The organism is Rathayibacter sp. AY1F9, assembly GCF_002932155.1.
Classification (GTDB): Bacteria; Actinomycetota; Actinomycetes; order Actinomycetales; family Microbacteriaceae; genus Rathayibacter.
Window position 1 is genome coordinate 61,445 of the sequence record NZ_PSVA01000013.1, and the last position, 25,569, is coordinate 87,013.

Consider the following 25,569-nt stretch of genomic DNA (forward strand, 5'->3'; position numbering starts at 1 on the left):
CGTGAGAGGCTGGAGCGTGCCCATCGACTTCACCGCCATCGACTTCGAGACCGCCAACTCGCACGGGGCCTCCGCCTGCTCCGTCGGGCTCGTCAAGGTCCGCGACGGCCGCGTCGTCGACCGCGCCGGCTGGCTCATCCGCCCGCCGTTGGGGTACGACGACTTCCTCGAGTGGAACACGCGGATCCACGGCATCCGCAAGCACGACGTGCACGCCGCCGCCTCCTGGGTCGACCAGTTCGCCGACCTGGCGGCCTTCGCCGGCGAGGACGTGTTCGTCGCGCACAACGCCGGCTTCGACATGGGCGTCATCCGCGCAGCCTGCGCGGCGACCTCCCTCGAGCACCCCGAGTACGACTACCTCTGCTCGCTGCAGCTCGCCCGCAAGACGTACGAGCTCGACTCCTACCGCCTCCCCGTCGTCGCCATGGCCGCGGGCTTCGAGGACTTCCGCCACCACGACGCGTCGGCCGACGCCGAGGCGTGCGCCGCGATCGTCGTGCACGCGGCCCGGCGGCACGGCGCCGCGAGCATGGCCGAGCTCGGCGAGCTGGCCGGCGTCTCCGTGAAGCGCCTGCGCCCGAAGGCCCCCGTCGCCGCCTGACGTCCGTCGTGCCGAGCCGGCTCGAGACGATCGGCTCAGCCGTGGGGGTCGCCGAACCAGGTGCTGAAGATGCGCCAGAAGTTCCGGTTCCCGTAGGCCGAGCAGTCGTCGCCCTCGCCGTAGAGGTTCGCGAGCGCCGCCGCGTTCGGCTGGTACGGCGTGTAGTAGTAGAGACCCGCCGTGGCCGCGTTGGCGATCGTCACCGGGGCGGTACCGCAGGACTCGTCCGGGGAGTAGCGGACGTCGCTGGCCGCGCCGACCGGGTACCAGTCGAAGCTCGAGTCCGGATTCCGGTAGCGCTGGAACTGCCACGCCGCTCCGTACACCTGCGCGGCGAAGCCGTAGGAGTCCGTGTCGCAGTCCGCGGTGTCCGGGCAGCCGTAGCCCGTGGCGCTGCGGAACTGCCGCTCGCTCGGCTCCGGATCGGTCACGAGCGACTGCTCCTTCTGCAGCAGCACCAGGAGGACGGCCGGATTCACGCCGCACGCGCCGGCGACCGAGGTGATGATCTCCGCGGCCGGGACGTCGCGTCCGGCGGGCAGCGCATCGCACTGCTCGTCGGCCGTGATCGCCGCGGTGTCCTCGGCGTAGTCGCGCAGGCACGGCACCGGCCCGCCCGCGCAGTCGGGGACGCGGGCGTCGAGGAACGCCTGCACCGTGAGCGGTCCGAGCGCGTCGCCGTCGAAGAAGACCTCGTCGGAGATCAGGTCGCCCGGGTCGAGGTCGGCCGCGACGGGGCCCGGCTGGAGGAAGGTCCACAGCCGGACGGTCTGCGGCTCGGACGGCACCGCGGCGAGGCGCGTGCCGTCGACGGAGCCTCCCAGCAGGAGTGCCACCAGCGCCGCGACGACGACGACCGCACCGCCCCGCCGGCGTCGGAGGCCGGTCGGGGACGGTGCGGTCGGGGTCATCCCTCCACGCTAGTGGCGGGGTCGCGGGCGATCAGCCGCAGGGGGTGAGCCGCGCGACGTCCTCCGAGAGGGTGGTGGGACCGCCGAGGAGGACGACCCGCTGAGCTCCCGACTTCGCGATGTCGGTCAGGACGGCGCGGGGCACGCAGTTCGTCGGCACGGCGAACAGCGGGCTGTTCGAGTAGCCCGCCGCCGTGGCTCCGGCGAGGGCGTCGGGGAAGTTCTCGCCCGTCGCCAGGAACACGGTCTTGGCCCTCGAGAAGGCTGCCCGGTTCAGCTGCTCCGAGGTGTCGTAGCGGTCGACTCCGCCGATGCGGGTGATCGTCGGCACCGGAAGCGAGTTCTTGATCCCCTCGCTCACCGACAGGGGGCTGCCCGCGATGGTGAGGTTCTGCACCTTGAGCTTCGAGAGGATGCCCTTCGTCACGGCGTCGGCCGTGCTGCCGGTGCCGTTCACGAGGACGACGGGTGCGTCGACGGAGCCGGCCGCGGCGCTCGCGCCGAGCGCGTCGGGGAACTTCTCGCCCGTGGCGAGCCAGGCCCGCGTCGAGCCGCCCGAGAACGCGCTCTGGATGATGAGCCTGGACGTGTCGTAGCGGTCCTTCCCTCCGATGCGGTCCACCGTCGGCGAGTAGGACCTCAGCTGGTTCAGCAGGCCGTCGCCGACGCTCAGTGCGGAGCCGACCACGACGATCCTCGCCGGCTTGAGCCGGCTGAGCTCGTCGCGAACGGGCTGCGACATCGAGTCGCGGTCGACCAGGAGCAGCGGACCCTTCTGCTTGGCCGCGACCGGGGCGGCGCTCAGCGCGTCGGGGAAGTTCGCGCCGGTCGCGATGTAGACGACGGGGACGTTCGGGCCGAAGACGGCCTTCGAGATCGCGACGGCGGTGCCCTGGCGGTCGGTGCCGGCCAGACGCAAGACGTCGATCCCGGCCGACGTGCTCACGGACGAGCAGCCGAGATCCTTCCGGCCGGGGCCCCGGGAGTCGCCCGTGCCGACCCAGCGGTTCCAGTCGACGGAGTCGGCGGAGACGCAGACCTGGTAGGTGCCGGGTGCCGAGACGGGCGTGGTGGCGCCGAAGCCGTGGGCGCGGCCGGCGACGGAGTACTCGCCCGGGATGTCGCCGCGGTCGCCGTTCGCGGTCTGCGTGCGGACCGTGCGGGTGCCGTCGGGGCCGGTCACCGTGACCGTCGTGGTCAGCGCGGCCTGCTGCGTCGTCGGGTCGACGGCCCAGCCGGACACGCTCAGCGTGCTGCCCGAGATGCGCGGGGCGTCGACGCGTCCCGCGGGGGCGATCCCGGCGTTGGCCAGGGTGCCGTTCGGGTTCCAGTCGCTGAAGAGGTACCAGAAGTTGATGTTGCCGTATGTCGCGCAGGCCGCGTTGCCGGAGCCGGTGAGCGCGTAGTCGTTGGGCTGGTACGGCGTGTAGTAGTAGAGGTCGGCCGTGGCCTGGTTGCGGATGGTGACCGGCGAGGAGCCGCACGCGGTGCTCGGGTAGTAGGCGACGTTCGGCGTCGTGCCCGGAGCGTAGGTGGTGAAGTTCGAGCCGGAGCCGGGCGGGTTGGCGTAGCGCTTGAACTGGCGGGCCGCGCTGTAGACCTGCGTGAAGAAGCCCGCCGAGCCGGGGTCGCACGCCGCGGTGTCCGGGCAGTTGTAGCCGGTCGCCTTGGCGTAGTCCTCGGGGCTCGGCGTCGTGTCGGTGACGAGGCTCCGCTCCTTCTGCACGAGCACGACCAGGGCGAGCGGGTTGATGCCGCAGGCCAGGCCGACGCGCGTGAAGATCGAGGCCGACGACTCGCTGCCGGAGCCCTGGTAGGCGCTGCACATCGCGTCCGCCGCCTTGGACGGCGTCGCCTGCGAGAAGTTCTTGAGGCAGGGGGCGGTGCCGGCGGTGGAGCACCGGCTGCCCTTCTCGTTCAGGAGCGACTGCACCTGACCGGTGCTCAGCGCGTCCCCGTCGAAGAACTGGGCGTCGCTGACGATGAAGCCGGCGCGGAAGCTCTTCGTCTCCTCGGCGCTGTACTGCGTCGACTGGTCCGGGACGCCGAGGTCGGCGCGGTCGAGGGACGCGTCGAGAGCGCCGGTCTCGACCGAGACGGTCGACGGCGCGTCCTCGGCGGCGGAGGCGGAGGTGATCGGGACGAGGGCGGTGCCGAGCCCGACGGCGAGAGCGAGCGCGGCCGTGAGCAGGCGCGATGAGCGGTGGTGATTCCCCATGATCGCGAAGTCTACGAGGCGGTCGCAGGGCGTCCTGGCCCTCGTTCGGTGGTCGTGGCGCGTCGATCGATCGATGTCGGAGGTGCGTGGTGTCATCGGCGGCATGGATCTCTCCTTCGCCCTCGGCCTGGTGGTCGGCGCGCTCCTCGCGGGGGTCGTGGCCGTCCTCCTCGCCCGCTCCCGCACGCCCGACGCCGCCCTCGCCCTCGACCTCGCGACGGCCCGCGCCCGCGCGGAGGGCCTGGAGGAGCGGCACGAGGCCGTCGTCGAGCAGCACCGCGAGCACCTCGGCTCCGCCCGCGATCAGATCCGCGAGCTCCAGGAGCAGCTGCGCGTCGTCGCTGAGCGCGAGCGGCACGACGCGCGCATCCTGCAGACCCTCTCCCCCGTCGCCGAGAGCCTGCGCGGCATGCAGGAGGCGGTCGGCCGGCTCGAGCGCGAGCGCGCCGCCCAGTTCGGGGCGATCACCGAGCAGCTCGAGGGACAGCGGGCGGCGGGCGAGCAGCTGCGCTCGACGACCGAGACCCTCGCGTCCGCGCTCCGCTCCACCACGAGCCGCGGCGCCTGGGGCGAGACGCAGCTGCGGAACGTCGTCGAGGCCGCCGGGCTCACCCAGCGGGTCGACTTCGACGTGCAGTTCGGGCTCGAGGGCGAGGCGGGCCGCGGCCGCGCCGACATGGTGGTCCGCCTGCCCGGCGGCAAGGCGATCGCGGTGGACGCCAAGGTGCCGTTCGACGCGTACCTGGAGGCGAGCGCGATCCCCGCGGGCGCCGGCGGCGAGGAGGAGGCGCGGCGCGCGGGGCTCCTGCGGGCGCACGTCCGCGCCCTCCGCGGCCACGTGGACGCGCTGGCCGCCCGCTCCTACTGGACCGGTCTCCCGGCGAGCCCCGAGTTCGTCATCGCGTTCGTGCCGAGCGAGCCGCTGCTCGCGAGCGCGCTCGACGCCGACCCGAGCCTGCTCGAGTACGCGTTCCGCAAGCGCGTCGCCCTCGCCTCGCCCGTGACCCTGTGGTCGGTGCTGAAGACCGTCGCCTACACCTGGCAGCAGGACGTGCTCACCGACGACGCCAAGCGCCTGCTCGACCTCGGCAAGACGCTCTACGCCCGTCTCGGCACCCTCGCCGACCACGCCGAGGGCCTGCGCCGCTCGCTCGAGAAGACGGTGGACTCCTACAACGCCTTCGCCGGCTCGCTCGAGAGCCGTGTGCTGGTCACCGCGCGCCAGTTCGACTCCCTCGACGAGTCGCGCGTCATCGCCCCGGTCGGAGGAGTCGCCTCCTCGCCGCGCCGCCTCACCGCCGTCGAGCTGCTCGCCGCGGACGACGAGTCCGAGCGGAGCGCGTAGGGTCCCGGGTCCTCGCTGAGCGAGCACCGGGCGTGCAGGCCGGGCGCGAGCGGCGCCGTCCATCCGGCTCGACACCCGGACGACCGCAGCTCGCGACGGCGCTCCACCTCCGCGGCTCGGCGGAGGAGCGCCCGCGAGGCGTCTCGAGACCCGCCGCGGCCCCGCCCGCTCGCCTCGGTGACCGGGGCCGGTGTCCTTCCGCGTCCCGCACGCCGAAACGCCGCCGCACTCGCCGAAGCGCCGTCAGCGGAGCGGCGTCTCAGCGGCGGGGCGGCGTCTCGGAGAGACAGTGACGGCCTAGACCCACTTCTCCGCGAGGTGCTGGGCGGTCACGCGGCGGATGGTGCCCGAGCGGGAGCGCAGCACGATGGACTCCGTCGTGATGACGTGGCCCTCCTTGCGCACGCCCTTCACGAGCCCGCCGTTCGTCACTCCGGTCGCGACGAAGTAGGTGTTGTCGCTGCGGACGAGGTCGTTGGCGTGGAGGACGCGATCGAGGTCGTGGCCGGCGTCGATGGCGCGCTGGCGCTCGTCGTCGTCCTTCGGGCGGAGGATGCCCTGGATCACTCCGCCGAGCGCGCGGATGGCGCAGGCCGTGATGATGCCCTCGGGCGTGCCTCCGGTGCCGACGCACATGTCGAGTCGGGAGTCGTGGCGAGCAGCGTTGATGCCGCCCGCGACGTCGCCGTCGAGCAGGAGGCGCGTGCCGGCTCCGGCCGCGCGGATGTCCTCGATCAGCTGAGCGTGGCGCGGGCGGTCCAGCACCGCGATGCGCATCTCCTCGACGGGCTTGCGCTTGGCGCGGGCCAGGGCGCGGATGTTCTCGCCGATCGGGCGCTGGATGTCGATGATCCCGACGCCCTCGGGCCCGGTGACGATCTTCTCCATGTAGAACACGGCGGAGGGGTCGAACATCGCGCCGCGGTCGGCGACGGCGATCATCGAGAGCGCGTTCTGGCGCCCGGCCGCGGTCAACGAGGTGCCGTCGATCGGGTCGACGGCGATGTCGGCGGCGGGCCCCGAGCCGTTGCCGACGTGCTCGCCGTTGAAGAGCATGGGCGCGTTGTCCTTCTCGCCCTCGCCGATCACGACGACTCCGTCGAAGTTCACGGTCCCGAGGAAGGTGCGCATGGCGTCGACCGCTGCGCCGTCGGCGGCGTTCTTGTCGCCCTTGCCGATGAAGGGCACGGCGCGGATCGCGGCGGCCTCGGTGGCGCGGACGAGCTCCATGCCGAGGTTGCGGTCGGGGTGGAGGTAGAGCGAGTCGTTGTCGATCACAGAGCGGAGTCCTTCGTCGTCGAGTTCGTGCACGTCGTCGCAGGACCCGCGGAGCGGATCCCCATCCCTGCCCGAAGCCTAGTCCAGGGCCCTCCACGGGCGGAGGGACCGCGGAGGGGCGCCTCGCTAGACTCGTCCGCGACGCGGGCCTCGCCCGACCCCCCTACGTTCATCCGTCAAAGGAGATGCCATGCCCGTCGCTACCCCGGACCAGTACGCAGAGATGCTCGACAAGGCGAAGGCGGGCGGCTTCGCCTACCCGGCGTTCAACGTCTCGTCGTCGCAGACGATCAACGCGGTCCTCCAGGGCCTCACCGAGGCGGGCTCGGACGGCATTATCCAGGTCACCACCGGAGGCGCGGACTACTTCGCCGGCCACACCGTGAAGAACCGCGCGGCAGGCGCGATCGCCTTCGCGAGGTTCGCGACCGAGGTCGCCAAGAACTACCCGGTCACGGTCGCGCTCCACACCGACCACTGCCCGCAGAACGCGCTCGAGGGCTTCGTCTACCCGCTGATCGCCGCCTCCGAGGAGGAGATCAAGGCCGGTCGCGAGCCGCTCTTCCAGTCGCACATGTGGGACGGCTCCGCGATCCCGCTCGATGAGAACCTCGCCATCGCGAAGGAGATCCTCCCGCGCGTCAAGAACATCAACGCCATCCTCGAGGTCGAGATCGGCGTCGTCGGCGGCGAGGAGGACGGCGTCTCGCACGACATCAACGAGCACCTCTACACCACGCTCGATGACGCGATCGCGACCGTCGAGGCCCTCGGCTTCGGCGAGCAGGGCCGCTACATGGCCGCCCTCACCTTCGGCAACGTCCACGGCGTCTACAAGCCGGGCAACGTCCGCCTGCGCCCGGAGCTGCTCCGCGAGATCCAGGACGGCCTGCAGGCGAAGTACGGCACCGGCGCGCTCCCCCTCGACCTCGTCTTCCACGGCGGCTCGGGCTCGACCGACGAGGAGATCGCCGAGGCGGTCCGCAACGGCGTCGTCAAGATGAACATCGACACCGACACGCAGTACGCGTTCAGCCGCTCCGTCGCGGACACCGTGCTGAAGAACTACGACGGCTTCCTCAAGGTCGACGGCGAGGTCGGCAACAAGAAGGTCTACGACCCGCGCTCGTGGGGCAAGATCGCCGAGACCGCGATGGCCGCGCGCGTCGCCGAGGCGACCCGTCAGCTCGGCTCGGCCGGGAACTCCGGGAAGTAGGGCACCGCTCCGTGACGAACGCACACGATCAGCCGGGCGACAGGCGTCCGGAGCCGCAGTACGGCGAGTACGCGCCGCCCGGCTGGTCGTGGCAGCCGCCGGAGGACGCCGTGGTCGTCCCCGACCCGAGGGGGTCGGAGACCGATCCGAGGCCCGCGACCGCTCCGGCCGCGAAGCCCGTCGCGCATCCCGTCGACCGCCTGCTCACGATCGTGCTGCTCGCGCTCGGCGTGTTCTTCGCCGTGCCGACGCTGCTCGATCCCTCGAGCTTCGCGACGACCCTCCAGGAGCTCTACCGCTCCCAGGGCATCGGCACCTACGCGTCGCCGGAGCTCGCACGGATCCTCGGCGTCGTGGTGGCGCTCGCGCAGTCGCTGATCGTCGCCTTCGCGGTGTGGATCTCGATCCGGCGGCTCCGCGCCGGCAAGCGCGCCGTGCTCGTCCCGATCCTCGGGATCGCGGCGACCGTGCTGCTCTCCCTGATCGTCGCGGCGATCGCCATCCTGGGCGACCCGACGTTCGCGGAGTACGTCACGCGCATGTCGGGCTCGCAGGGCGGCGCCGGCACCGACGTCTAGCGTCGATCCCCGTTCCACCGCACACGGAAGAGGCCGCCGCTCCCGAGGGAGGGCGGCCTCTTCCGTGTCCGGGCCGGAACGCTCTAGGCGCCCGCTCCCGCGCTGATGCGTCCACCGACGCCGCGGGCGTCGCGCTTGCCGGCGACGTCCTTGCGCAGCTCCTTGGGGAGCGAGAACATCAGGTCCTCCTCCGCCGTCTTGACCTCCTCGACATCGCCGTACCCGGCGGCGGCGAGGTCGTCGAGGACCTCCTGGACGAGCACCTCGGGCACCGAGGCGCCGCTGGTGACGCCGACGGTGCGGATGCCCTCGAGCCACTCCTGCTTGATCTCGCTCGCGTAGTCGACCCGGTAGGCGGCCTTCGCGCCGTACTCGAGGGCGACCTCGACGAGGCGTACGGAGTTGGAGGAGTTCGCGGAGCCGACGACGATGACCAGCTCGGCGCCCGCGGCGACCTTCTTGATCGCGACCTGGCGGTTCTGCGTGGCGTAGCAGATGTCGTCGCTCGGCGGGTCCTGCAGGTTGGGGAAGCGCTCGCGGAGACGGCGCACCGTCTCCATCGTCTCGTCGACCGAGAGCGTCGTCTGCGAGAGCCAGACGACCTTGTCCGGGTCCTTCACGACGATGTTCGGCACGTCGTCGGGGCTGCCGACGAGGGTGACGTGATCGGGAGCCTCGCCCGCGGTGCCCTCGACCTCTTCGTGGCCCTCGTGGCCGATGAGGAGGATCTCGAAGTCGTCGCGCGCGAAGCGGACGGCCTCGCGGTGCACCTTCGTCACCAGGGGGCAGGTCGCGTCGATCGCCTGGAGACCGCGGTCGGCCGCGCCCTGGACGACGGCCGGTGAGACGCCGTGCGCGCTGAAGACGATGTGCGATCCCTCGGGCACCTCGTCGACCTCGTCGACGAAGATGGCGCCCTGGCTCTCGAGCGTGGAGACGACGTGCACGTTGTGCACGATCTGCTTGCGCACGTAGACCGGGGCACCGTAGTGCTCGATGGCCTTCTCGACGGCGACGACCGCGCGGTCGACTCCGGCGCAGTAGCCGCGGGGCGCGGCGAGGAGGACGCGCTTGCGGCCCTCGACGGGGACGTCGCGCAGACGCCCTGTGGCGCGGGGCATGCGCGGCATGGGCAGGCTGATCGGGACTTGGCTCACCCCCTGATTCTACGTGGTGCATCCTGTGCCCGGGCCGTCTCGGTGTCGGACCCGTCCCGTACCGTTGTCGTCGCGGGAGGGCACTCCCGCTCCCCCCGTCCCTCCGAGCAGAGGCAGCGATGACCGACGCCCCACCCACCGCCGACGCACCCTGGCCGGTCGGCCTGCTCGCCAGCAAGATCAAGGGCTGGATCGAGCGCCTCGGGACCGCGTGGGTCGAGGGCGAGATCACCCAGTGGGGCGCGTCCGGCGGCAACGTCTACGGGAAGCTGAAGGACCTGTCCGGAGACGCGACGGTCGGCTTCACCGTCTGGTCGTCGGTGCGGAGCCGCCTCCCGGCCGACCTCAAGCAGGGCGATCGGGTCATCGCGCTGGTGAAGCCCAACTACTGGGTCAAGGGCGGCACGCTCTCGATGCAGGTCTTCGAGATGCGCCACGTCGGCCTGGGCGATCTGCTCGAGAAGCTCGAGCGGCTCCGCCGGCAGCTCGCGTCGGAGGGGCTGTTCGACGCCTCCCGCAAGAAGCCGCTGCCGTTCCTCCCGCACGGCGTGGGCCTCATCACCGGCAAGGACTCGGACGCCGAGAAGGACGTGCTGCGGAACGCGCAGCTGCGCTGGCCGGCCGTGCGCTTCCGGGTGGTCCACTCGGCCGTGCAGGGCGACCGGACGGTCCCGGAGGTGCTCTCGGCCCTGCGGACCCTCGAGGCCGACGACAGCATCGACGTGATCGTGATCGCCCGCGGAGGCGGCGACTTCCAGAACCTGCTCGGCTTCAGCGACGAGGCGCTCGTGCGCGCCGTCGCCGCCTGCTCCACTCCGGTCGTCAGCGCGATCGGCCACGAGGCCGACCGCCCGCTGCTCGACGACGTCGCCGACCTGCGCGCCTCCACTCCCACCGACGCCGCGAAGAGGGTCGTGCCCGACGTCTCCGACGAGCTGCTGCGCGTGCAGCAGGCCCGGCTGCGGATGACCGGCCGCGTGAGCGGGCTCGTCTCGCACGAGATCGACCGGCTCTCGCAGCTGCGCTCGCGGCCGGTGCTCGCCCAGCCGCACGTGCTGGTCGACCGGCACGCCGAGGAGCTGACCCGTTGGGTCGCGCGCGGCGCCGAGCTGGTGGACCGCCGCCTCGAGCGCGCGCACCTCGAGGTCGAGCGCCTGCACGGCCACCTGCGCGCCCTCTCCCCCCAGCACACCCTCGACCGCGGCTACGCGATCGTCCAGAACGCGGCCGGGCACGTCGTCCGGGCGCCCGGTGACGCGCCGGCCGGCGGCGCACTCGTCCTCACGCTCGCGGAGGGGGCCGTCGGCGCCCGCTCCGAGGGGCCCACCGGCGATCCCGCCGGCCGGTCCTGAGCCCGCCGCGCCACCCGTCCCCCCTCAGCCCCGATCGATAGGATCAGACCCATGCCCGACTCCCCCGACGCCCCGGCGACCGACTCCGACGTCTCGGGATTCTCCTACGAGCAGGCGCGCGACGAGCTCGTCCGCGTCGTCTCCGAGCTCGAGCAGGGCAGCTCCACCCTCGAGCGCTCGCTCGCCCTGTGGGAGCGCGGCGAGGCCCTCGCCGCCCGCTGCGAGGAGTGGCTGATCGGAGCACGCGCCCGGCTGGACGCGGCCCGCTCCGGAGGGGCGGCCGCCGGATGAGCCGCGCGAAGCCCGCGCGGGTCGTCGCCGAGCTCGGGCGCCCGGAGACGGCCGCCGAGACGGCCGCACGCAAGGCCGAGAACTCCCGGCTCTACCGTCAGCGCAAGACGGTCAACAACCTCGTCTTCTCGCTGCTCGCGACCGTCGGTGCCGTGGCGCTCATCGTCCTGCTCGTCCCCCGCGGCGACACCGTGGAGCTCTCCTCGGTCGACGTCCCCCGCGTCGCCGCACAGGTCCAGCTGGGCGAGGAGCAGACGCTCGCCGTGCCCTCCCTGCCCGAGGGCTGGAAGGCCAACGCGGCCGAGCTCCGCCGCGAGAACGGCACCGACTACTGGTACGTCGGCCTGATCACCCCGAAGGCGGGCTACATCGGCCTGAGCCAGGGGCTCGACGCGGACGCGGCCTGGGTCGCGACGCAGCTCGACCGCCGGGCGGCGACCGGCGTCGAGACGATCGACGGCCGCGACTGGACCGTCTACGACCACCGCGACTCCGGCGACGACACCGGCAACACGCCCTACGCACTCGAGACGACGGAGGGCTCCAGCACCTACCTCGTCTACGGCACGGCCCCGACGGACGAGATCCGCCTGGTCGTCGACGCCATCACCCCGCAGATCGGCCAGGAGGAGTCCCGATGAGCCTCGGAACCAGCAGCACCGTCCCCCGCGAGTCCCGCCCGCCGGCGTGGGTCTGGAAGGAGATGCTCCGCGGCAACCAGCGCTTCGTCGCCGGCGAGCCCCGCCACCCCCGCCAGGACGTCGAGCGCCGCGCCGAGCTCGCCGCCGCGCAGGCCCCGCTCGCCGCGCTCTTCGGCTGCAGCGACTCCCGCCTCGCGGCCGAGATCATCTTCGACCTGGGGCTCGGCGACCTCTTCGTCGTCCGCAACGCCGGCCAGGTGATCGCCGACTCCATCATCGGCTCGCTGGAGTACGGCGTCGCCGTCCTCGGCGTGAAGGTGCTGCTCGTGCTCGGCCACGACGAGTGCGGAGCGGTCCGGGCGGCGATCCAGTCGCAGGCGCCCGGCGCCGAGCGGCTCCCCCCGCACATCGAGCACCTGATCGAGCCGATCATCCCCGCGGTGCGCCGCCTCGTGGGCGCCCAGCCGGACGGCCGCGTGCTCGTCGACCCGTCGGCGACCGACGCGCTGGCCGTCGGCCGCGAGCACCTGCGCGACACGGTCGCCGAGCTGCTCCAGCGCTCCCCGCTGATCGCCGACGCTGTCGCGACCGGGCGGCTCGCCCTCGTGGGCGCCAACTACCGGCTCTCGGACGGCACCGTGATGTCCGATGTCGTGCTCGGCATCGATCCGCCCGAGCTCAGCCCCTACGTCTCCGAGCTGGAGCGCGACTCCGGCTCGGCCTCCTCCGCCGCCGCTCCGAGCGCGGTGGGATCGGATCCCGCGTGAGCGGCTCCGGACAGCACAGCACCAACCGATCAGACAAGGACGAACACAGCGTGGTGGATCACTCCCCGACCGACGACTCCGGCGACTTCCGCATCGAGCACGACACGATGGGCGAGGTGCGGGTCCCCCGCGACGCCCTCTACGCCGCGCAGACCCAGCGGGCGGTCGAGAACTTCCCGATCTCCGGTGCGGGCCTCGAGCCGGCCCAGATCGCGGCCCTCGCCCGCATCAAGAAGGCGGCAGCGCTGGCCAACGCCGAGCTGGGCGTGCTCGACGCCGACATCGCCACGGCGATCGCCGACGCGGCCGACCTCGTCGTCGGGGGCGGCTACGACGCGCACTTCCCGATCGACGTGTACCAGACCGGCTCGGGCACGTCCTCGAACATGAACATGAACGAGGTGCTGGGCTCGCTGGCGACCACGGCCCTCGGCCGCACCGTGCACCCGAACGACCACGTCAACGCCTCGCAGTCCTCCAACGACGTGTTCCCCACCTCGGTCCACGTCGCCGTCACCGGCGCGCTCATCGAGTCGCTGATCCCCTCGCTCGAGCAGCTCGCCGAGTCGCTCGAGGTCAAGGCGGAGCAGTGGGCCGAGGTCGTCAAGGCCGGCCGCACCCACCTGATGGACGCCACCCCCGTCACGCTCGGCCAGGAGTTCGGCGGCTACGCCGCGCAGATCCGCCTCGGCATCGAGCGCGTGCAGTCGGCGCTCCCCCGCGTCGCCGAGGTCCCGCTCGGCGGCACCGCGGTCGGCACCGGGATCAACACCCCCGCCGGCTTCCCGCAGAAGGTCATCGCGCGCCTCGCGGAGGAGACGGGCCTTCCCGTCACCGAGGCCCGCAACCACTTCGAGGCCCAGGGCGCGCGGGACTCGCTGGTCGAGGCCTCCGGAGCGCTGCGCGTGCTCGCGGTGAGCCTGACCAAGATCAACAACGACCTCCGCTGGATGGGCTCCGGCCCCAACACCGGCCTCGGAGAGCTGCGGATCCCCGACCTCCAGCCCGGATCCTCGATCATGCCCGGCAAGGTGAACCCGGTGATCCCGGAGGCCGTCCTCATGGTCTGCGCGCGCGTGATCGGCAACGACGCCACCATCGCCTGGGCAGGCGCCTCGGGTGCCTTCGAGCTCAACGTCGCGATCCCCGTCATGGGGACGGCGCTGCTGGAGTCGATCCGCCTGCTCGCGAACTCCGCCGTGCTGCTCGCCGACAAGACCGTCGACGGCCTCGAGGCCGACGTCGAGCACGCCCGCGCCCTCGCCGAGTCCTCCCCCTCGATCGTCACCCCGCTCAACAAGGTGATCGGCTACGAGGCCGCCGCCAAGGTCGCGAAGAACTCGGTCGCCAAGGGGATCACCGTCCGCGAGTCGGTCGTGGACCTCGGCTTCGTCGAGCGCGGCGAGGTGACGGAGGAGCAGCTCGACAGCGCCCTCGACGTCATGTCGATGACCCACCCCGGCTGAGCCCGGCCCTCCGACGGCCCGTCCCTGCGCTCGGCGCGGAGGCGGGCCGTCAGAGCACCAGCCAGAACCCCGTGAGCAGGAACGGTCCGAACGCGACCCGTCCGCGGACGCGCAGCACGAGCACCCACAGCCCTGCCACCGCGAAGCCGACAGCGGGCGCGGCGACGACCTGCTCGGGTCCGAGAGCCGCGAGCGGCGGTGCGAGGGCCGCCTGGAGCTTCACGTCGCCGAGGCCCAGCCCGCCCGCCGCATGCAGCACGCCCAGGCACAGCACCGTCGCGAGGACGGCGAGAAGCGTCCCCGCCGTGGGCGCGAGGACGGCTCCGACCACCAGCAGCGGGAGCGTGACCGCGTTCGGGAGCCGGTGCCCGCGCACATCCGCCAGCACCAGCGGCACGCTCGCGAGCGCCACCGGGACGAGGCCGGGCGCCCGACCGAGGTGCGGGGCCCCGATCAGGAGGAGCGCCAGGGCGCCCAGGAGCAGGGCGGCCCGGTCGAGCAGAGATCCGCGGAGCATCCGCCGAGACTAGGGGGCGACGCCCTCGGGGCGTCGGAGTTCTCCACAGGGCGGCCCGGCGGCGTGCTCGGGCGGCGGCGGGTCCCATCCCGGCCTCAGTCGTGCGGCGGCAGCGGTCCCAGCAGGAGCGACGCCCAGGCGCCGTGCGCCGACGCGTCGTCGGAGGGGTGGAACTGCCCGGCGAGCACGTCGCGGTAGAGGCGACCGAGCTCCGACCGGCGCTGGTACGCCGAGCCGCCCGCGATCCGGACGGCGCTCTCGACCACGCGGAGCGCTCCCTCCGTGGTGCGGATCTTCACCCCGACCAGCGAGGGGAACCAGCGCGCGCCGCGGTCGACGAGCGCGTCCACGTCGATCGCCGCCGAGCGCAGGGGCGCCTCGAGCCCGTCGAGCAGCATCCCGGTCTCAGCCACCCGGTGCCGCACCTCGGGGTCCTCCGCCAGTGGCCGCCCTCCCGCCCGGAGGGAGGCCCGTCGGCGGACGGAGGCGACGGCGAGCTCGAGCGCGCGCTGCGCGACACCGAGGTAGACCGAGGAGATCAGCAGCTCGAAGGCCGCGAAGACGGCGAAGACGAAGGGGTCGGCGGTCGGTCCGACGGGCAGCGAGCGGATCATCCGCTCGGCCGGGACGACGACGCCGTCGAGCACCGTCGTGCGGCTCTGGGTCGCCCGCATGCCGAGCGTGTCCCAGTCGTCGCGGACCTCGAGCCCGGCGACCGGCGAGTCCGGGCGCTCACGGTGCACGAAGCCGTGCACGAGCCGCGGCTCCGACCCGCTGTCGTCGCGGCCGAACACGCCGAGCCGCGTCCAAGCGGGCGCGAGGGAGGTGAAGACCTTCGTTCCGGTGAAGCGGTAGCCGCCGTCCCCGAGCGGCTCCGCCCGCGTCAGTGAGTCCGAGAGCACCAGGTCGTTGCCCGCCTCGCTGTTGCCGAAGGCGAAGACGTGACCCGCCGCGGCGTCGACGAGGACCGAGCGGAGGGAGTCGTCGCCCCGCTCGAGCAGGAGTCGCGCGATCCCGGTCCAGACCAGGTGCATGTTGACGGCGAGCGCGGTCGCAGGCGCGGCGGTCGCGAGGCGCGTCTGCTCGGCGGCCGCCTGCTCCAGGCCGAGGCCGGCACCGCCGAGCTCCTCGGGGACGAGCAGCGCCAGGTAGCCGATCGAGCGCAGCTCCTCCAGGTCGTCCGCGCAGAACGCGTTGCGCTCGTCGTAGTCGGCCGCGCGGGTGCGGAAGCGCTCGAGGAGCGCGTCGTCGAGGATGCTCACCCGTCCACGCTACGCCCCGGTGCCCTGCAGGGACGCGCCCGGCCCGGGGATCCTCGGATCCCACGGGCCGGACGCACGGCGAGCCCGTCAGGCGAGCTCGTTCGACTCCAGCATCTCGGTGACCAGAGCGGCGATCGCCGAGCGCTCGGAGCGGGTCAGCGTGACGTGCGCGAACAGCGGGTGGCCCTTCAGCGTCTCGATCACGGAGGCGACCCCGTCGTGCCGGCCGACCCGGAGGTTGTCGCGCTGCGCCACGTCGTGGGTCAGCACCACCCGGGAGTTCTGCCCGACGCGCGAGAGCACCGTGAGCAGGACGTTCCGCTCCAGCGACTGCGCCTCGTCGACGATCACGAACGCGTCGTGCAGCGAGCGCCCGCGGATGTGCGTGAGCGGCAGCACCTCGAGCATCCCGCGCTCGATCACCTCGTCGAGCACGTTCTGCGACACCAGCGCCCCGAGCGTGTCGAAGACCGCCTGCGCCCAGGGGTTCATCTTCTCGGCCGCGTCGCCGGGCAGGAAGCCGAGGTCCTGGCCGCCCACCGCGTAGAGCGGCCGGAAGACCATGATCTTCTTGTGCTGGCGCTTCTCCAGCACCGCCTCCAGGCCCGCGCAGAGCGCCAGCGCCGACTTGCCGGTGCCGGCCCGGCCGCCGAGCGAGACGATGCCGACCTCCGGGTCGAGCAGCAGGTCGATCGCGAGCCGCTGCTCCGCCGACCGCCCGTGCAGGCCGAACACGTCCTTGTCGCCGCGGACCAGCGTGATCTGCCGCTTGCCAGTGACCCTCGCGAGAGCGGAGCCGCGGTCGGAATGGACGACGAGTCCGGTGTTGACCGGGATGTCGGCCACGACGTCCGTGAAGAGCCGCTCGCGGTCGTAGAGCTCGCTCATCGCGTCGCCGCCGAGCGTCACGTCGTCCATGCCGGTCCAACCGGACTCGGGGGCCTGCTCGGCCAGGTACTCCTCCGCGGCGAGGCCGATGGAGGCGGCCTTCACGCGCATCGGCATGTCCTTGGACACGACGGTCACCGCGGCGCCCTCGCTCTGCAGGTTGAGCGCGACGGCGAGGATCCTCGCGTCGTTGTCGCCCATCTGGAGCCCGCTCGGCAGCACCGACATGTTCGAGTGGTTGAGCTCGACGCGGAGCGTGCCGCCGCGGCCGACGGCGATGGGGAAGTCGAGGCGCTCGTGCTGCACGCGCAGCTCGTCGAGGCGGCGCAGGGCCTGCCGGGCGAAGTAGCCGATCTCGGGATCGTTGCGCTTGCCCTCGAGCTCGCTGATGACGACGATCGGCAGCACGACGGCGTGCTCCGCGAACCGGAACATCGAGGAGGGATCCGACAGCAGCACCGAGGTGTCCAGGACGTAGGTGCGGAGGAGCTGATCGGCCGGATCCGAGGACCCGTGCTGGACACGGCGGTGGACGCCGCCCTGCGTCCCGGTCTGCGGATCCATGCCCTGGGGAACTGTCACGACGACTCTCCACACTCCGGGGGCCGGAGCCCCCGGCTCATGTCCTCGAGCCGGCCTCATCGGTGCGTGTCGTGCACCGCGCAGTGTCCCTTCGGCGTCTGCGCGATGTCGAGCCGTACTTCTGTGGCCGTCTCGACCAGGCGCTGTACCTGATGACTCGAACCTAACCCGGCGAATGACATCCGTGTGCTTCTCACCGCTACGAATGTGTAACCAGTGTGTGAACGCGCGGAATCCGGCCTAGTAGTCGATGCTCGTGGCCGACGAGATCAGGGCGGCGCGGAGCAGCGCGAGGGTCGCGTCGGTGGTGCCGGCGTGCGCGCTGAAGCGGACGGTGCTCGGACGCAGGCGCGCGGTGACGCCGTGCGCGGCGAGGGAGGCTGCCAGCGGGGCCAGCTCCTCCGGCTCCGGCTCGACGACCACGATGCCGGCGCGCTCGTGCTCGCCGCGGGAGCCCACGACCGCCAGTCCGAACTCGTCCGCGAGGTCGACGATCGCGCTGACCCGCTCCGCCACGAGCGCGGCGATCGTCGACTGCCCGACCGCGGCGACCTCCTCCAGCGCCGACGCGAGCCGGGCCTGGGCGATCGGGTCCGGGTTGCTGATGCTGAAGGCGCGGGCGTCGCCGCGCGGCGGAGCCACCTCGTCCCACGGCTCCGCCTGCTCCGATCCCGTCCAGCCGGAGAGCACCGGGGTCAGCTGCGACAGCGCCCGCTCGCTGAGCGCGAGGAAGCCCGTCCCCCAGCCGGCGCGGAGCCACTTCTGGCCGCCGGTGACGACCACGTCCGCCAGCTCGTAGGGCGCGTCGACGACGCCGAAGCCCTGGATCGCGTCGAGGACGAGCATCCGGTCGCCGATCACGTCCCGGATCGCCGCGACGTCCGCGAGGTAGCCCGTCCGGGAGTCGACCAGGCTCACCGCGACGGTCGTCACGTCGTCCGTGAGCTGCTCGCGGACCGCCTCCGGCGTCACCCGTCCCTGCTCGGTCCGCAGCCAGCGGGGCTCCACCGAGCCGAGAGCCTGCGCCGAGCGCACCGCCGCGAACGGCAGGCTCGGGAACTCCGCGGCCGACAGCAGCACCGCGCCCGAGGCGCCGAACAGCGCGTGCAGGAGGCCGGTCGAGGTGTTGGGCTGGAAGACGACGCGGTCGGCGGGGACGCGCACGAGAGCCGCCGCCGCCGCCCGGACGCGCTCGTCCTGCCGGAACAGCTCGTCGAGGGTGCCGCTGCGCGCGCGCACCAGCAGCTCGACGGCCGCCTCCTGCTCGGCGGCGACGGTCGCCGAGAGCGGGCCCACCCGGCCGAAGTCGAGGTACCCGGTCTCCTCGCCGAAGCCGGCGAGGTAGTCCTCGGTCGTGGTGGAGGTGGCCTCGTTCGAGCTCATGCCGGCCCTTCCGGTCGGTGGTGCGGCAGGAGCCGCGAGGTCAGCTGCCGAAGCGGCGGTGCCGTCCGGCGTAGTCGCGGAGCGCGCGGAGGAAGTCGACCTCGCGGATGTCGGGGCCGAGCGCCTCCATGAAGTAGAACTCGCTGTGCGCGCTCTGCCAGAGCATGAAGTCGGAGAGGCGCTGCTCCCCCGAGGTGCGGATGACCAGATCGGGGTCGGGCTGCCCGCTGGTGTACAGGTGCTCGCCGATGAGCTCCGGGGTCAGCAGGCCCGCGACGTCCTCGATGGAGGAGCCGCGCTTGCCGTGCTCCTCCAGGATGCTCCGCACGGCCTGGGCGATCTCGTGCCGCCCGCCGTAGCCGACCGCGAGGTTGACGTGCAGGCCCGTGTGGGAGGCGGTGCGTGCCTCCGCCGTGTCGAGCGCGGCCACGAGCGAGGGCGGGAGGCCCTCGTCGGAGCCGACGTGCTGCACCCGCCAGTCGGGCTGCTGCGAGACCTCCTCGGCGAGGTCGGCGATGATCGCGATCAGCTCGGTCAGCTCGCTGCTGTCGCGGCCGACGAGGTTGTCCTGCGAGAGCAGGTAGAGGGTGACGTGGCGCACGCCGAGCTCGTCGCACCACTGCAGGAACTCGTGCACCTTGGCGGCGCCGGCCCGGTGGCCGTGCGCGGCGGTCTCGAGGGCCCGCTGCCGCGCCCAGCGCCGGTTGCCGTCGATGATCATCGCGACGTGGTTCGGCAGGGAGTCGGGGGGAAGGCTCGAGCGGAGGCGCTTCTTGTAGACGCCGTAGAGGAGGTCCCTTCCCACAGGCAGTCTCGGCTTCGGCACAGTGACACGGTAGTCGACCCGGGGCGCTCCTCGAAGCCCGGCGGCGCTCGGCGTCGGCCCGGGACGGCGTCGTAGTCTGTCCGGCATGAGCCAGCGGCCGACGCCTCCCCCGTCCGATCCCCGCGCCCGCACCGACCGCGGCGGAGACGCCGTCGGAGCGGACGGCCCGGACCTGCCCGCCCTCCCCCTCGTCGAGGACGCGATCGAGCACGACTCCTCGGCGGAGGTCCGGCCCACCTGGCGCGGCTGGATCCACGCCGGCCTCTTCCCGCTCGCGATCGTCGCCGGAGTGGTGCTGATCGTGGTCGCGGAGGGGACCGCGGCGAAGTGGGCGGCCGCGGTGTTCGCGACCACGTCGCTCCTGCTCTTCGGCAACTCCGCTCTGTACCACCGCTTCGACTGGAAGCCGCGGACGAAGATGATCCTCAAGCGGATCGACCACGCCAACATCTTCCTGCTGATCGCCGGCACCTACACGCCGCTGGCCGTACTCGCCCTGCCGCCCGCGCAGGGCACGCTCCTGCTGGTCCTGGTCTGGGCGGGGGCGCTGCTCGGGATCGGCTTCCGCGTCTTCTGGATCGGGGCGCCGCGCTGGCTCTACGTGCCGCTCTACCTGCTGCTGGGCTGGGCGGCCGTCATGTACCTCGGTCCGCTCTTCGAGGCCAGCGCGACGATGATGGTGCTCGTCCTCGTCGGCGGTCTCTGCTACTCCGCGGGCGCCGTCATCTACGGGATCAAGAAGCCCAACCCGGTCCCGGGCGTCTTCGGCTTCCACGAGATCTTCCACGCGCTCACGGCCGTGGCGTTCCTCTGCCACTGGACGGCGGCGCTGATCGTCTCGCTCCACCCCGCGTACAACGCCTAGCGGGGCCGGGGCCCACCGGTGTGGGCCGGGCTCAGCCCTCGTTGCGCTCCGCCTCCTCGGCGTCGAGCCGCTCCTTCACCTGGGCGGTGTAGGTGGTGCGCCGCACGCGCCGGACCATGTCGAGCGCGAGGAGGACGGCGGCCAGAGCGATCACGAGCATCGTGATGAAGCCGAAGAGGCCCGGCGTGACCGTGTCCTCGTTGAACTCGGGACCCGGGGTCGGCACCGTCGTGGAGGCGAGGACGACGGCGCGCTGGGCGCCCTCGAGCAGCCCGGCGATCACGCGCGCACCTCGTCGGCGACGACGACGCCGGAGCCGTCGGGCTCCGGGGACACCGGGGCGTCCCCCGAGGGCTCGGGGTCGGGAGCGATCGGCGGGACGACCGCGGTCGGGCCCGGGGCGAGCTCGGCCAGGTCGAGACCGGCGAAGAGATCCGTCTCGGGCGTCGGCGCGTCGACCCGGCTCTCGACGAGCTGGAAGTCGTCGGTCGGCCAGGCGGCGTCGATCGCCTCGTGCGGGAGGAAGAAGAAGGCGTTGTCCGGAGCGACCTGGCTGGCGTGGGCGAGCAGGGCCGCATCGCGCCGATCGTGGAAGCCGGAGATCACGACCCGCGTGGTCGCGAGGTACGGGGTGTCCTCGTTCCAGCGCTTCATCTCCTCGAAGACCGACAGGCGCGGGTCCTCCGGGTCGATCGAGCGCAGGTGCTCGGCGATCGCCCGCAGCTTCTGGCCGCTGAAGACGCGGTCGTAGTACAGCTTCGAGATCGACCACGGAGCGCCCGTGCCCCGGTACTCCTCGGCGAGGCCCGCCGCGCGGTACGCCTCGACGGCGACCTGGTGGGCGCGGATGTGGTCGGGGTGCGGGTAGCCGCCGTTCTCGTCGTAGCTGATGATCACGTGCGGCCGGAACCGGCGGACCAGGCGCACGAGCGGAGCGGCGGCCGTGGCGAGCGGCAGGCCCGCGAACGAGGCGGCGTCGACCTTCCCGTCCTCGGGCATGCCGGAGTCGACGAAGCCGAGCCAGGCGTGCTCGACGCCGAGCGCCTCGCGAGCGGCCGCCATCTCGTACCGGCGGAGGCCGCCGATGTCGCGCTCGGCGTGCGCGCGGGCCTCGAGGCCCTCGTTCAGCACGGAGCCGGCCTCGCCTCCGGTGCAGGAGACGACCATGACCTCGGCGCCCCGCGAGGCGTAGGCGGCCAGCGTCGCCGCGCCCTTGCTCGACTCGTCGTCAGGATGGGCGTGCACGGCGAGAAGGCGCGGAGTGTCCCGCACCTCCGAATCGACGGAGACCTCGACGGCCTGGGACACGATCGCTCGATTCCTCGGGGTTTAATGGGATCGGCGCTCCCGTCCGCGGAGGACGCGCGCCACCCGTCCAGAGTAGACGCATCACCCAGGGAGTTCCGTGGCCGCCCGCACGTCCGAGAGCGTCGAGGGAGCCGCCGCGCCCGCGCTCGATCCGGACGCCGTCCGCGCCGCTGGACCCCTCGCCACCCGCTACGGCCGCACGACGCGCACCCGCCGCGGGAACCGCTGGCTCTTCGGCGGTGTCGCGCTCGCCTTCGTCGCCGTCTTCGCCGCCTGGGTCGTCTGGGCCGGCCTCGACGGAGCACGCGGCGGAGTGGACGTCCAGGACACCGCGCACCAGGTCGTCGACGACCGCACCGTCACCGTCTCCTTCGACCTCACCGCGCCCGTCGGCCGCGAGGTCGCTTGCGCGGTCCAGGCCCTCAACGAGCAGTCCGCCGTGGTCGGCTGGCTGGTCGTGGAGTACCCCGCCTCGACGGAGCGCTTCCGCTCCTACACGGAGACCGTCCGCACCACCGAGCTCGCGAACACAGGTTTGATCTCCTCCTGCTGGCTCCCGTAGGCTTGCCCGAAGCCCTGACGGACTCGTCGGGGCCTCGCCATTCCCACCGCCGCCTGACGCCGGCCGTCCCCACCGCCGGACGCGGACACCTCCGCACGGTGCTGCCGGGCGCCGCGAGCGCGGCCCGCAGAGCAGGAGCCCACCATGGCCGACCAGTCACAGGTGACCTGGATGACCCAGGAGTCGTACGACCGCCTCGAGGCGGAGCTCACCGAGCTGTCCACCAACGGACGCGAGGAGATCGCCAAGCGCATCGAGGTCGCCCGCGAGGAGGGCGACCTGAAGGAGAACGGCGGCTACCACGCCGCGAAGGACGAGCAGGGCAAGATCGAGGCCCGCATCCGCCAGCTGACCTCCCTCCTCCGCGAAGCCGAGATCGGCACGCCCCCCGAGAGCCACGGAGTCGTCGAGGCCGGCACCATCATCACCGCCGAGATCGCCGGCGACGAGTCCCGCTTCCTCCTCGGCAACCGCGAGATGGCCGGCGAGAGCGACCTCGACGTCTACAGCCCCCAGAGCCCCCTCGGATCGGCGATCATGGGCCTGAACGTCGGCGACACCGCCCGCTTCACGGCACCCAACGGGCGGGAGATCGAGGTCCGCGTCGCCAACGTCGAGACCTGGTCCGGCCACTGATCGCACGTCGCGGCGCTCTCCGCGGCGTTGTCGTCGGGCGCGATACCGCCGGTACCGGCTTCCTCCTCCGCCTTGCGGAGAACGCCGCGACGCACGATCAGCCCTCTCCAGACGGGGGGGGGCGCCGGCTTCGCGGCGACAGCGTCGGGCGCGATACCGCCGGTACCGGCTTCCTCCTCCGCCTTGCGGAGAACGCCGCGACACACGATCAGCCCTCTCCAGACGGGGGGGGGCGCCGGCTTCGCTCCGACAGCGTCGGGCGCGATACCGCCGGTATCGCTTCCTCCTCCGCCTTGCGGAGAACGCCGCGACGCACGATCAGCCCTCTCCGGACGGGGGGGGCGCCGGCTTCGCGGCGACAGCGTCGGGCGCGACACCGCCGGTACCGCTTCCTCCTCCGCCTTGCGGAGAGCGCCGTGACGCACGATCAGCCCTCTCCGAACGGGAGCGCCGCGCAGGCTTCGCGGCGACGGCGAGGGCGCGAGATCGCCGGTACCGGCTTTGTCCTCCGCTCTGCGGAGAACACCGCGGCGCCCTCAAGCGGTCAGTTGCGGGAGATGCGGGGGGCGTAGCCGGCGTCGGTGAGGACCTGGATGACGCGGTCGGCGTGCTCGGGGCCGCGGGTCTCGACGCTGATCTCGATCTCGACCTCGCTGATCTGCAGGCCCCGGCCGTGCCGGGTGTGCAGAACCTCGACCACGTTCGCGTTCGCCTCCGAGATGAGCTCCGCGATGCGCGACAGCTGCCCCGGACGATCCGGCAGCCCGATGCTCATCTTGAGGTAGCGCTCCGACGCGGCCAGGCCCCGGCTGATCACCCGCTCCATCATCAGCGGATCGATGTTGCCGCCCGACAGGATGACCGCGGTCGCTCCGGCGTCGCGGATCTTCCCCGTCAGGATCGCCGCGATGCCCACCGCGCCCGCTGGCTCCACCACGAGCTTCGCCCGCTCCAGCAGCACCAGCAGAGCCCGGGCGATGTCGTCGTCCTCGACGGTGACGACCTCGTCCACCATCTCGCGGACGATCGCGAAGTTCAGCTGCCCCGGCTTCGCCACGGCGATGCCGTCGGCGATCGTCGGAGAGATCGTGATCGCGGTCGGCTCGCCGCTCGCGAGCGAGAGGGGGTACGGCGCCGCGTTGGCCGCCTGCACGCCGATGACGCGGAGCGTGCGCCCCTCCTCGGCCGCCTTCTGCTTGGCCGCCGATGCGACCCCGGCGATGAGGCCGCCCCCGCCGATGGGCACCACGATGGTCTCGACGGCGGGGGCCTGCTCGAGGATCTCGAGGCCGACCGTGCCCTGGCCGGTGATCACGTCGGGGTGGTCGTAGGGAGGAACGAAGACCGCGCCGGTGCGCTCGGCGAACTCCGCCGCCGCCGCGAGCGCCTCGTTGAAGATGTGCCCGCTCAGCACCACGTCAGCGCCGTAGTCACGGGTGGCCGCGAGCTTGGGCAGCGCGACGCCGATCGGCATGAAGATCGTGGCCTTGATCCCCAGCTCCCGCGCCGCGTAGGCGACGCCCTGCGCGTGGTTGCCGGCCGAGGCCGCCACGACTCCGCGGGCCCGCTCCTCCGGGGTGAGCCGCGACATCCGGAACACGGCTCCGCGGATCTTGTAGGAGCCGGTGCGCTGGAGGTTCTCGCACTTGAGGAACACGGGCGAGCCGAGGACCTGCGCGAGGAAGGTGCTCGTCTCCATGGGGGTGGCGGCGATGACGGGGGCGAGGACGGCGCGGGCCGCCTCGAACTCGTGGAGGGCGGGTCCGACGACGCGGCTAGTCTGCATGCTCTGCGGCAACTCTCTCGGGGGTTCGGGTCGGCGAGCGCCAGGCTCCGCTCGCGACGTACTTGACCATGACGTTGAGTGTGGCCACGACGGGCACCGCGAAGAAGGCGCCGGCGATGCCGCCGATGATCGAGCCTCCGGCCACAGCGAGCACGACGGCCAACGGGTGGACCTTGACCGCCGACCCCATGATCAGCGGCTGGAGGATGTGGCCCTCGAGCTGCTGCACCGCGAGGACGACGATCAGCAGGAAGAGCGCGATCAGCGGTCCGTTGTAGACCAGCGCGATGAAGACGGCCAGCGCCCCCGTCACCACGGCGCCGATGACCGGCACGAAGGAGCCGAGGAAGACGAGCACGCCGATCGGGATGGCCAGCGGGACGCCGAGGAGGAAGGAGCCGAGGCCGATGCCGACCGCGTCGACGAAGGCGACCAGGATCTGCACCTTCACGAAGTTGGTCAGCGTCACCCACCCTGCGCGGCCGGCGCCGTCGACGGCTCCGCGGGCGCGGCGCGGGAAGAGGCGGACGACCCAGCTCCAGATGTTCGGCCCGTCGATGAGGATGAACAGCGTCGAGAAGAGGGTGAGCAGCACGCCCGTCAGCAGGTGGCCGACGGTCGAGCCGACGCTGAGCGCGCCGCTCACCAGCATCCCCGAGTCCTGCTGCAGGGCCGTGAGCGCCTGCTGCGCGTACTGGTTGATGTCGGTCTCGGTGAGGTGGAGCGGCGACTCGAGGAGGAAGGCCTTGAAGTCGTCGTAGGACTGCACCGTCTGCCGGCTGAGGTCGTCGAAGCCGGAGTAGACCTGGGTGACGACGAGGAAGAGGAGCCCGCCGATCACCACGACGATCCCCAGCTCCGCCAGGACGACGGCGGCCCACTTGGGCCAGCGGTGGCGCTGGAGGAAGCTCGAGAACGGCACGAGCAGGGCGGCGATCACGATCGCGAGCAGGAGCGGGATGACGATCAGCCGCAGCTCGATGACGAGCAGCACCAGCACCGCGAGCGCCGCGACCACGACGAGGACGCGCCAGGCCCACGCGCCGGCGATGCGCATCCCGTCGCTCACGAAGGCCGAATCGGCGACGGGATGCGCATCGCCGGCGCGTGGGCCTGGCGCGTCCTCGTCG

General features: G+C 72.4%; 25 protein-coding genes. 12 read left to right on the top strand and 13 right to left on the bottom strand.

Features of this window, described 5'->3' with window-relative positions; genetic code table 11:
• Positions 1 to 16 precede the first annotated feature (16 nt).
• The gene (locus tag C5C37_RS10125; RefSeq protein ID WP_104224410.1) at positions 17 to 604 is read left to right on the top strand and encodes an exonuclease domain-containing protein; all 588 of its coding nucleotides are present in this window, start codon (positions 17 to 19) and stop codon (positions 602 to 604) included.
• Positions 605 to 639: 35 nt separating this feature from the next.
• Here the strand turns inward: C5C37_RS10125 and C5C37_RS10130 are convergent, their stop codons facing one another.
• Positions 640 to 1,515, bottom strand: coding sequence for a hemagglutinin (locus tag C5C37_RS10130; RefSeq protein ID WP_104338887.1), 876 nt, complete (start codon positions 1,513 to 1,515; stop codon positions 640 to 642).
• A gap of 31 nt (positions 1,516 to 1,546) precedes the next feature.
• Positions 1,547 to 3,733: a cell wall-binding repeat-containing protein gene (locus C5C37_RS10135; protein ID WP_181127403.1), complete on the bottom strand. Its 2,187-nt coding sequence runs from the start codon at positions 3,731 to 3,733 to the stop codon at positions 1,547 to 1,549.
• A gap of 103 nt (positions 3,734 to 3,836) precedes the next feature.
• On the opposite strand from C5C37_RS10135, the gene C5C37_RS10140 reads away from it, so the two are divergent.
• Positions 3,837 to 5,078, top strand: coding sequence for a DNA recombination protein RmuC (locus tag C5C37_RS10140; protein ID WP_208543606.1), 1,242 nt, complete (start codon positions 3,837 to 3,839; stop codon positions 5,076 to 5,078).
• Positions 5,079 to 5,375: 297 nt separating this feature from the next.
• Here C5C37_RS10140 and glpX read toward each other — a convergent pair whose 3' ends face one another.
• Positions 5,376 to 6,308 (bottom strand): class II fructose-bisphosphatase, encoded by a 933-nt coding sequence (gene glpX / locus C5C37_RS10145; RefSeq protein ID WP_097165697.1) that lies wholly within the window; start codon positions 6,306 to 6,308, stop codon positions 5,376 to 5,378.
• Positions 6,309 to 6,546: 238 nt separating this feature from the next.
• On the opposite strand from glpX, the gene fbaA reads away from it, so the two are divergent.
• Positions 6,547 to 7,572: a class II fructose-bisphosphate aldolase gene (gene fbaA, locus C5C37_RS10150; protein WP_104338889.1), complete on the top strand. Its 1,026-nt coding sequence runs from the start codon at positions 6,547 to 6,549 to the stop codon at positions 7,570 to 7,572.
• A gap of 11 nt (positions 7,573 to 7,583) precedes the next feature.
• The gene (locus C5C37_RS10155; protein ID WP_104224415.1) at positions 7,584 to 8,150 is read left to right on the top strand and encodes a DUF6264 family protein; all 567 of its coding nucleotides are present in this window, start codon (positions 7,584 to 7,586) and stop codon (positions 8,148 to 8,150) included.
• Positions 8,151 to 8,233: 83 nt separating this feature from the next.
• Here the strand turns inward: C5C37_RS10155 and C5C37_RS10160 are convergent, their stop codons facing one another.
• Complete coding sequence (locus C5C37_RS10160; RefSeq protein WP_104225527.1) at positions 8,234 to 9,280, bottom strand: 4-hydroxy-3-methylbut-2-enyl diphosphate reductase; 1,047 nt, start codon at positions 9,278 to 9,280, stop codon at positions 8,234 to 8,236.
• Positions 9,281 to 9,426: 146 nt separating this feature from the next.
• On the opposite strand from C5C37_RS10160, the gene xseA reads away from it, so the two are divergent.
• The 5 genes from xseA to C5C37_RS10185 are packed head-to-tail and all read left to right on the top strand — an operon-like array spanning position 9,427 to position 13,824.
• Entirely contained in the window at positions 9,427 to 10,659 is a 1,233-nt protein-coding gene (gene xseA, locus C5C37_RS10165) for an exodeoxyribonuclease VII large subunit (RefSeq protein ID WP_104260146.1), read from the top strand.
• Between the two features lie 51 nt (positions 10,660 to 10,710).
• Positions 10,711 to 10,950 (top strand): exodeoxyribonuclease VII small subunit, encoded by a 240-nt coding sequence (locus C5C37_RS10170; protein ID WP_104224418.1) that lies wholly within the window; start codon positions 10,711 to 10,713, stop codon positions 10,948 to 10,950.
• Positions 10,947 to 11,591 (top strand): DUF4245 domain-containing protein, encoded by a 645-nt coding sequence (locus tag C5C37_RS10175; protein WP_104225525.1) that lies wholly within the window; start codon positions 10,947 to 10,949, stop codon positions 11,589 to 11,591. The genes C5C37_RS10170 and C5C37_RS10175 overlap by 4 nt, the downstream gene beginning before the upstream one ends.
• The gene (locus tag C5C37_RS10180; protein WP_208543312.1) at positions 11,588 to 12,358 is read left to right on the top strand and encodes a carbonic anhydrase; all 771 of its coding nucleotides are present in this window, start codon (positions 11,588 to 11,590) and stop codon (positions 12,356 to 12,358) included. Before C5C37_RS10175 ends, C5C37_RS10180 begins: the two co-directional genes overlap by 4 nt.
• 50 nt (positions 12,359 to 12,408) lie before the next feature.
• Positions 12,409 to 13,824: an aspartate ammonia-lyase gene (locus C5C37_RS10185; RefSeq protein WP_104224420.1), complete on the top strand. Its 1,416-nt coding sequence runs from the start codon at positions 12,409 to 12,411 to the stop codon at positions 13,822 to 13,824.
• 49 nt (positions 13,825 to 13,873) lie between these two features.
• On the opposite strand, the gene C5C37_RS10190 is transcribed toward C5C37_RS10185, so the two are convergent.
• The 5 genes from C5C37_RS10190 to C5C37_RS10210 all read right to left on the bottom strand — a co-directional run bounded on the left by C5C37_RS10190 (position 13,874) and on the right by C5C37_RS10210 (position 19,261).
• Positions 13,874 to 14,341, bottom strand: a complete 468-nt coding sequence (locus tag C5C37_RS10190) for a prepilin peptidase (RefSeq protein WP_104272611.1) — start codon at positions 14,339 to 14,341, stop codon at positions 13,874 to 13,876.
• Between the two features lie 95 nt (positions 14,342 to 14,436).
• Positions 14,437 to 15,603 (bottom strand): acyl-CoA dehydrogenase family protein, encoded by a 1,167-nt coding sequence (locus tag C5C37_RS10195; protein WP_104338890.1) that lies wholly within the window; start codon positions 15,601 to 15,603, stop codon positions 14,437 to 14,439.
• An 87-nt stretch (positions 15,604 to 15,690) separates the two neighbouring features.
• Complete coding sequence (locus C5C37_RS10200) at positions 15,691 to 17,055, bottom strand: PhoH family protein (RefSeq protein WP_104224423.1); 1,365 nt, start codon at positions 17,053 to 17,055, stop codon at positions 15,691 to 15,693.
• A 258-nt stretch (positions 17,056 to 17,313) separates the two neighbouring features.
• Positions 17,314 to 18,456, bottom strand: a complete 1,143-nt coding sequence (locus C5C37_RS10205; RefSeq protein ID WP_104338891.1) for an aminotransferase class V-fold PLP-dependent enzyme — start codon at positions 18,454 to 18,456, stop codon at positions 17,314 to 17,316.
• Positions 18,457 to 18,496: 40 nt separating this feature from the next.
• Positions 18,497 to 19,261, bottom strand: coding sequence for an isoprenyl transferase (locus C5C37_RS10210; protein ID WP_279630826.1), 765 nt, complete (start codon positions 19,259 to 19,261; stop codon positions 18,497 to 18,499).
• Between the two features lie 106 nt (positions 19,262 to 19,367).
• Here C5C37_RS10210 and C5C37_RS10215 point away from each other — a divergent pair, with 106 nt between their 5' ends.
• Complete coding sequence (locus C5C37_RS10215) at positions 19,368 to 20,147, top strand: hemolysin III family protein (RefSeq protein ID WP_104268443.1); 780 nt, start codon at positions 19,368 to 19,370, stop codon at positions 20,145 to 20,147.
• Positions 20,148 to 20,178: 31 nt separating this feature from the next.
• On the opposite strand, the gene C5C37_RS10220 is transcribed toward C5C37_RS10215, so the two are convergent.
• Both C5C37_RS10220 and mca read right to left on the bottom strand, forming a co-directional pair.
• Positions 20,179 to 20,430, bottom strand: a complete 252-nt coding sequence (locus C5C37_RS10220; RefSeq protein ID WP_258063166.1) for a hypothetical protein — start codon at positions 20,428 to 20,430, stop codon at positions 20,179 to 20,181.
• The gene (mca, locus tag C5C37_RS10225) at positions 20,427 to 21,455 is read right to left on the bottom strand and encodes a mycothiol conjugate amidase Mca (protein WP_244229458.1); all 1,029 of its coding nucleotides are present in this window, start codon (positions 21,453 to 21,455) and stop codon (positions 20,427 to 20,429) included. Before mca ends, C5C37_RS10220 begins: the two co-directional genes overlap by 4 nt.
• Before the next feature lie 97 nt (positions 21,456 to 21,552).
• Between mca and C5C37_RS10230 the strand changes: the two genes are divergently transcribed.
• Together C5C37_RS10230 and greA are read left to right on the top strand one after the other, a co-directional pair.
• Entirely contained in the window at positions 21,553 to 22,017 is a 465-nt protein-coding gene (locus C5C37_RS10230) for a DUF4307 domain-containing protein (protein ID WP_104224427.1), read from the top strand.
• 144 nt (positions 22,018 to 22,161) lie between these two features.
• Entirely contained in the window at positions 22,162 to 22,653 is a 492-nt protein-coding gene (gene greA / locus C5C37_RS10235) for a transcription elongation factor GreA (protein ID WP_104225519.1), read from the top strand.
• 544 nt (positions 22,654 to 23,197) lie between these two features.
• On the opposite strand, the gene ilvA is transcribed toward greA, so the two are convergent.
• The gene (gene ilvA / locus C5C37_RS10240) at positions 23,198 to 24,439 is read right to left on the bottom strand and encodes a threonine ammonia-lyase (RefSeq protein ID WP_104224429.1); all 1,242 of its coding nucleotides are present in this window, start codon (positions 24,437 to 24,439) and stop codon (positions 23,198 to 23,200) included.
• Positions 24,429 to 25,569, bottom strand: a 1,141-nt coding sequence (locus tag C5C37_RS10245) for an AI-2E family transporter (protein ID WP_258074111.1), incomplete at its 5' end; no start/stop codon positions are given. The genes C5C37_RS10245 and ilvA, both read right to left, overlap by 11 nt.

Excerpts from the sequence above, each read along its gene's own strand:
- C5C37_RS10130 (WP_104338887.1), bottom strand. The coding sequence starts at position 1,515 with ATGACCCCGACCGCACCGTCCCCGACCGGCCTCCGACGCCGGCGGGGC.
- C5C37_RS10135 (WP_181127403.1), bottom strand. The coding sequence starts at position 3,733 with ATGGGGAATCACCACCGCTCATCGCGCCTGCTCACGGCCGCGCTCGCT.
- C5C37_RS10140 (WP_208543606.1), top strand. The coding sequence starts at position 3,837 with ATGGATCTCTCCTTCGCCCTCGGCCTGGTGGTCGGCGCGCTCCTCGCG.
- glpX (WP_097165697.1), bottom strand. The coding sequence starts at position 6,308 with ATGGAGCTCGTCCGCGCCACCGAGGCCGCCGCGATCCGCGCCGTGCCC.
- fbaA (WP_104338889.1), top strand. The coding sequence starts at position 6,547 with ATGCCCGTCGCTACCCCGGACCAGTACGCAGAGATGCTCGACAAGGCG.
- C5C37_RS10160 (WP_104225527.1), bottom strand. The coding sequence starts at position 9,280 with ATGCCGCGCATGCCCCGCGCCACAGGGCGTCTGCGCGACGTCCCCGTC.
- xseA (WP_104260146.1), top strand. The coding sequence starts at position 9,427 with ATGACCGACGCCCCACCCACCGCCGACGCACCCTGGCCGGTCGGCCTG.
- C5C37_RS10170 (WP_104224418.1), top strand. The coding sequence starts at position 10,711 with ATGCCCGACTCCCCCGACGCCCCGGCGACCGACTCCGACGTCTCGGGA.
- C5C37_RS10175 (WP_104225525.1), top strand. The coding sequence starts at position 10,947 with ATGAGCCGCGCGAAGCCCGCGCGGGTCGTCGCCGAGCTCGGGCGCCCG.
- C5C37_RS10180 (WP_208543312.1), top strand. The coding sequence starts at position 11,588 with ATGAGCCTCGGAACCAGCAGCACCGTCCCCCGCGAGTCCCGCCCGCCG.
- C5C37_RS10190 (WP_104272611.1), bottom strand. The coding sequence starts at position 14,341 with ATGCTCCGCGGATCTCTGCTCGACCGGGCCGCCCTGCTCCTGGGCGCC.
- C5C37_RS10200 (WP_104224423.1), bottom strand. The coding sequence starts at position 17,055 with ATGGATCCGCAGACCGGGACGCAGGGCGGCGTCCACCGCCGTGTCCAG.
- C5C37_RS10205 (WP_104338891.1), bottom strand. The coding sequence starts at position 18,456 with ATGAGCTCGAACGAGGCCACCTCCACCACGACCGAGGACTACCTCGCC.
- C5C37_RS10215 (WP_104268443.1), top strand. The coding sequence starts at position 19,368 with ATGAGCCAGCGGCCGACGCCTCCCCCGTCCGATCCCCGCGCCCGCACC.
- greA (WP_104225519.1), top strand. The coding sequence starts at position 22,162 with ATGGCCGACCAGTCACAGGTGACCTGGATGACCCAGGAGTCGTACGAC.
- ilvA (WP_104224429.1), bottom strand. The coding sequence starts at position 24,439 with ATGCAGACTAGCCGCGTCGTCGGACCCGCCCTCCACGAGTTCGAGGCG.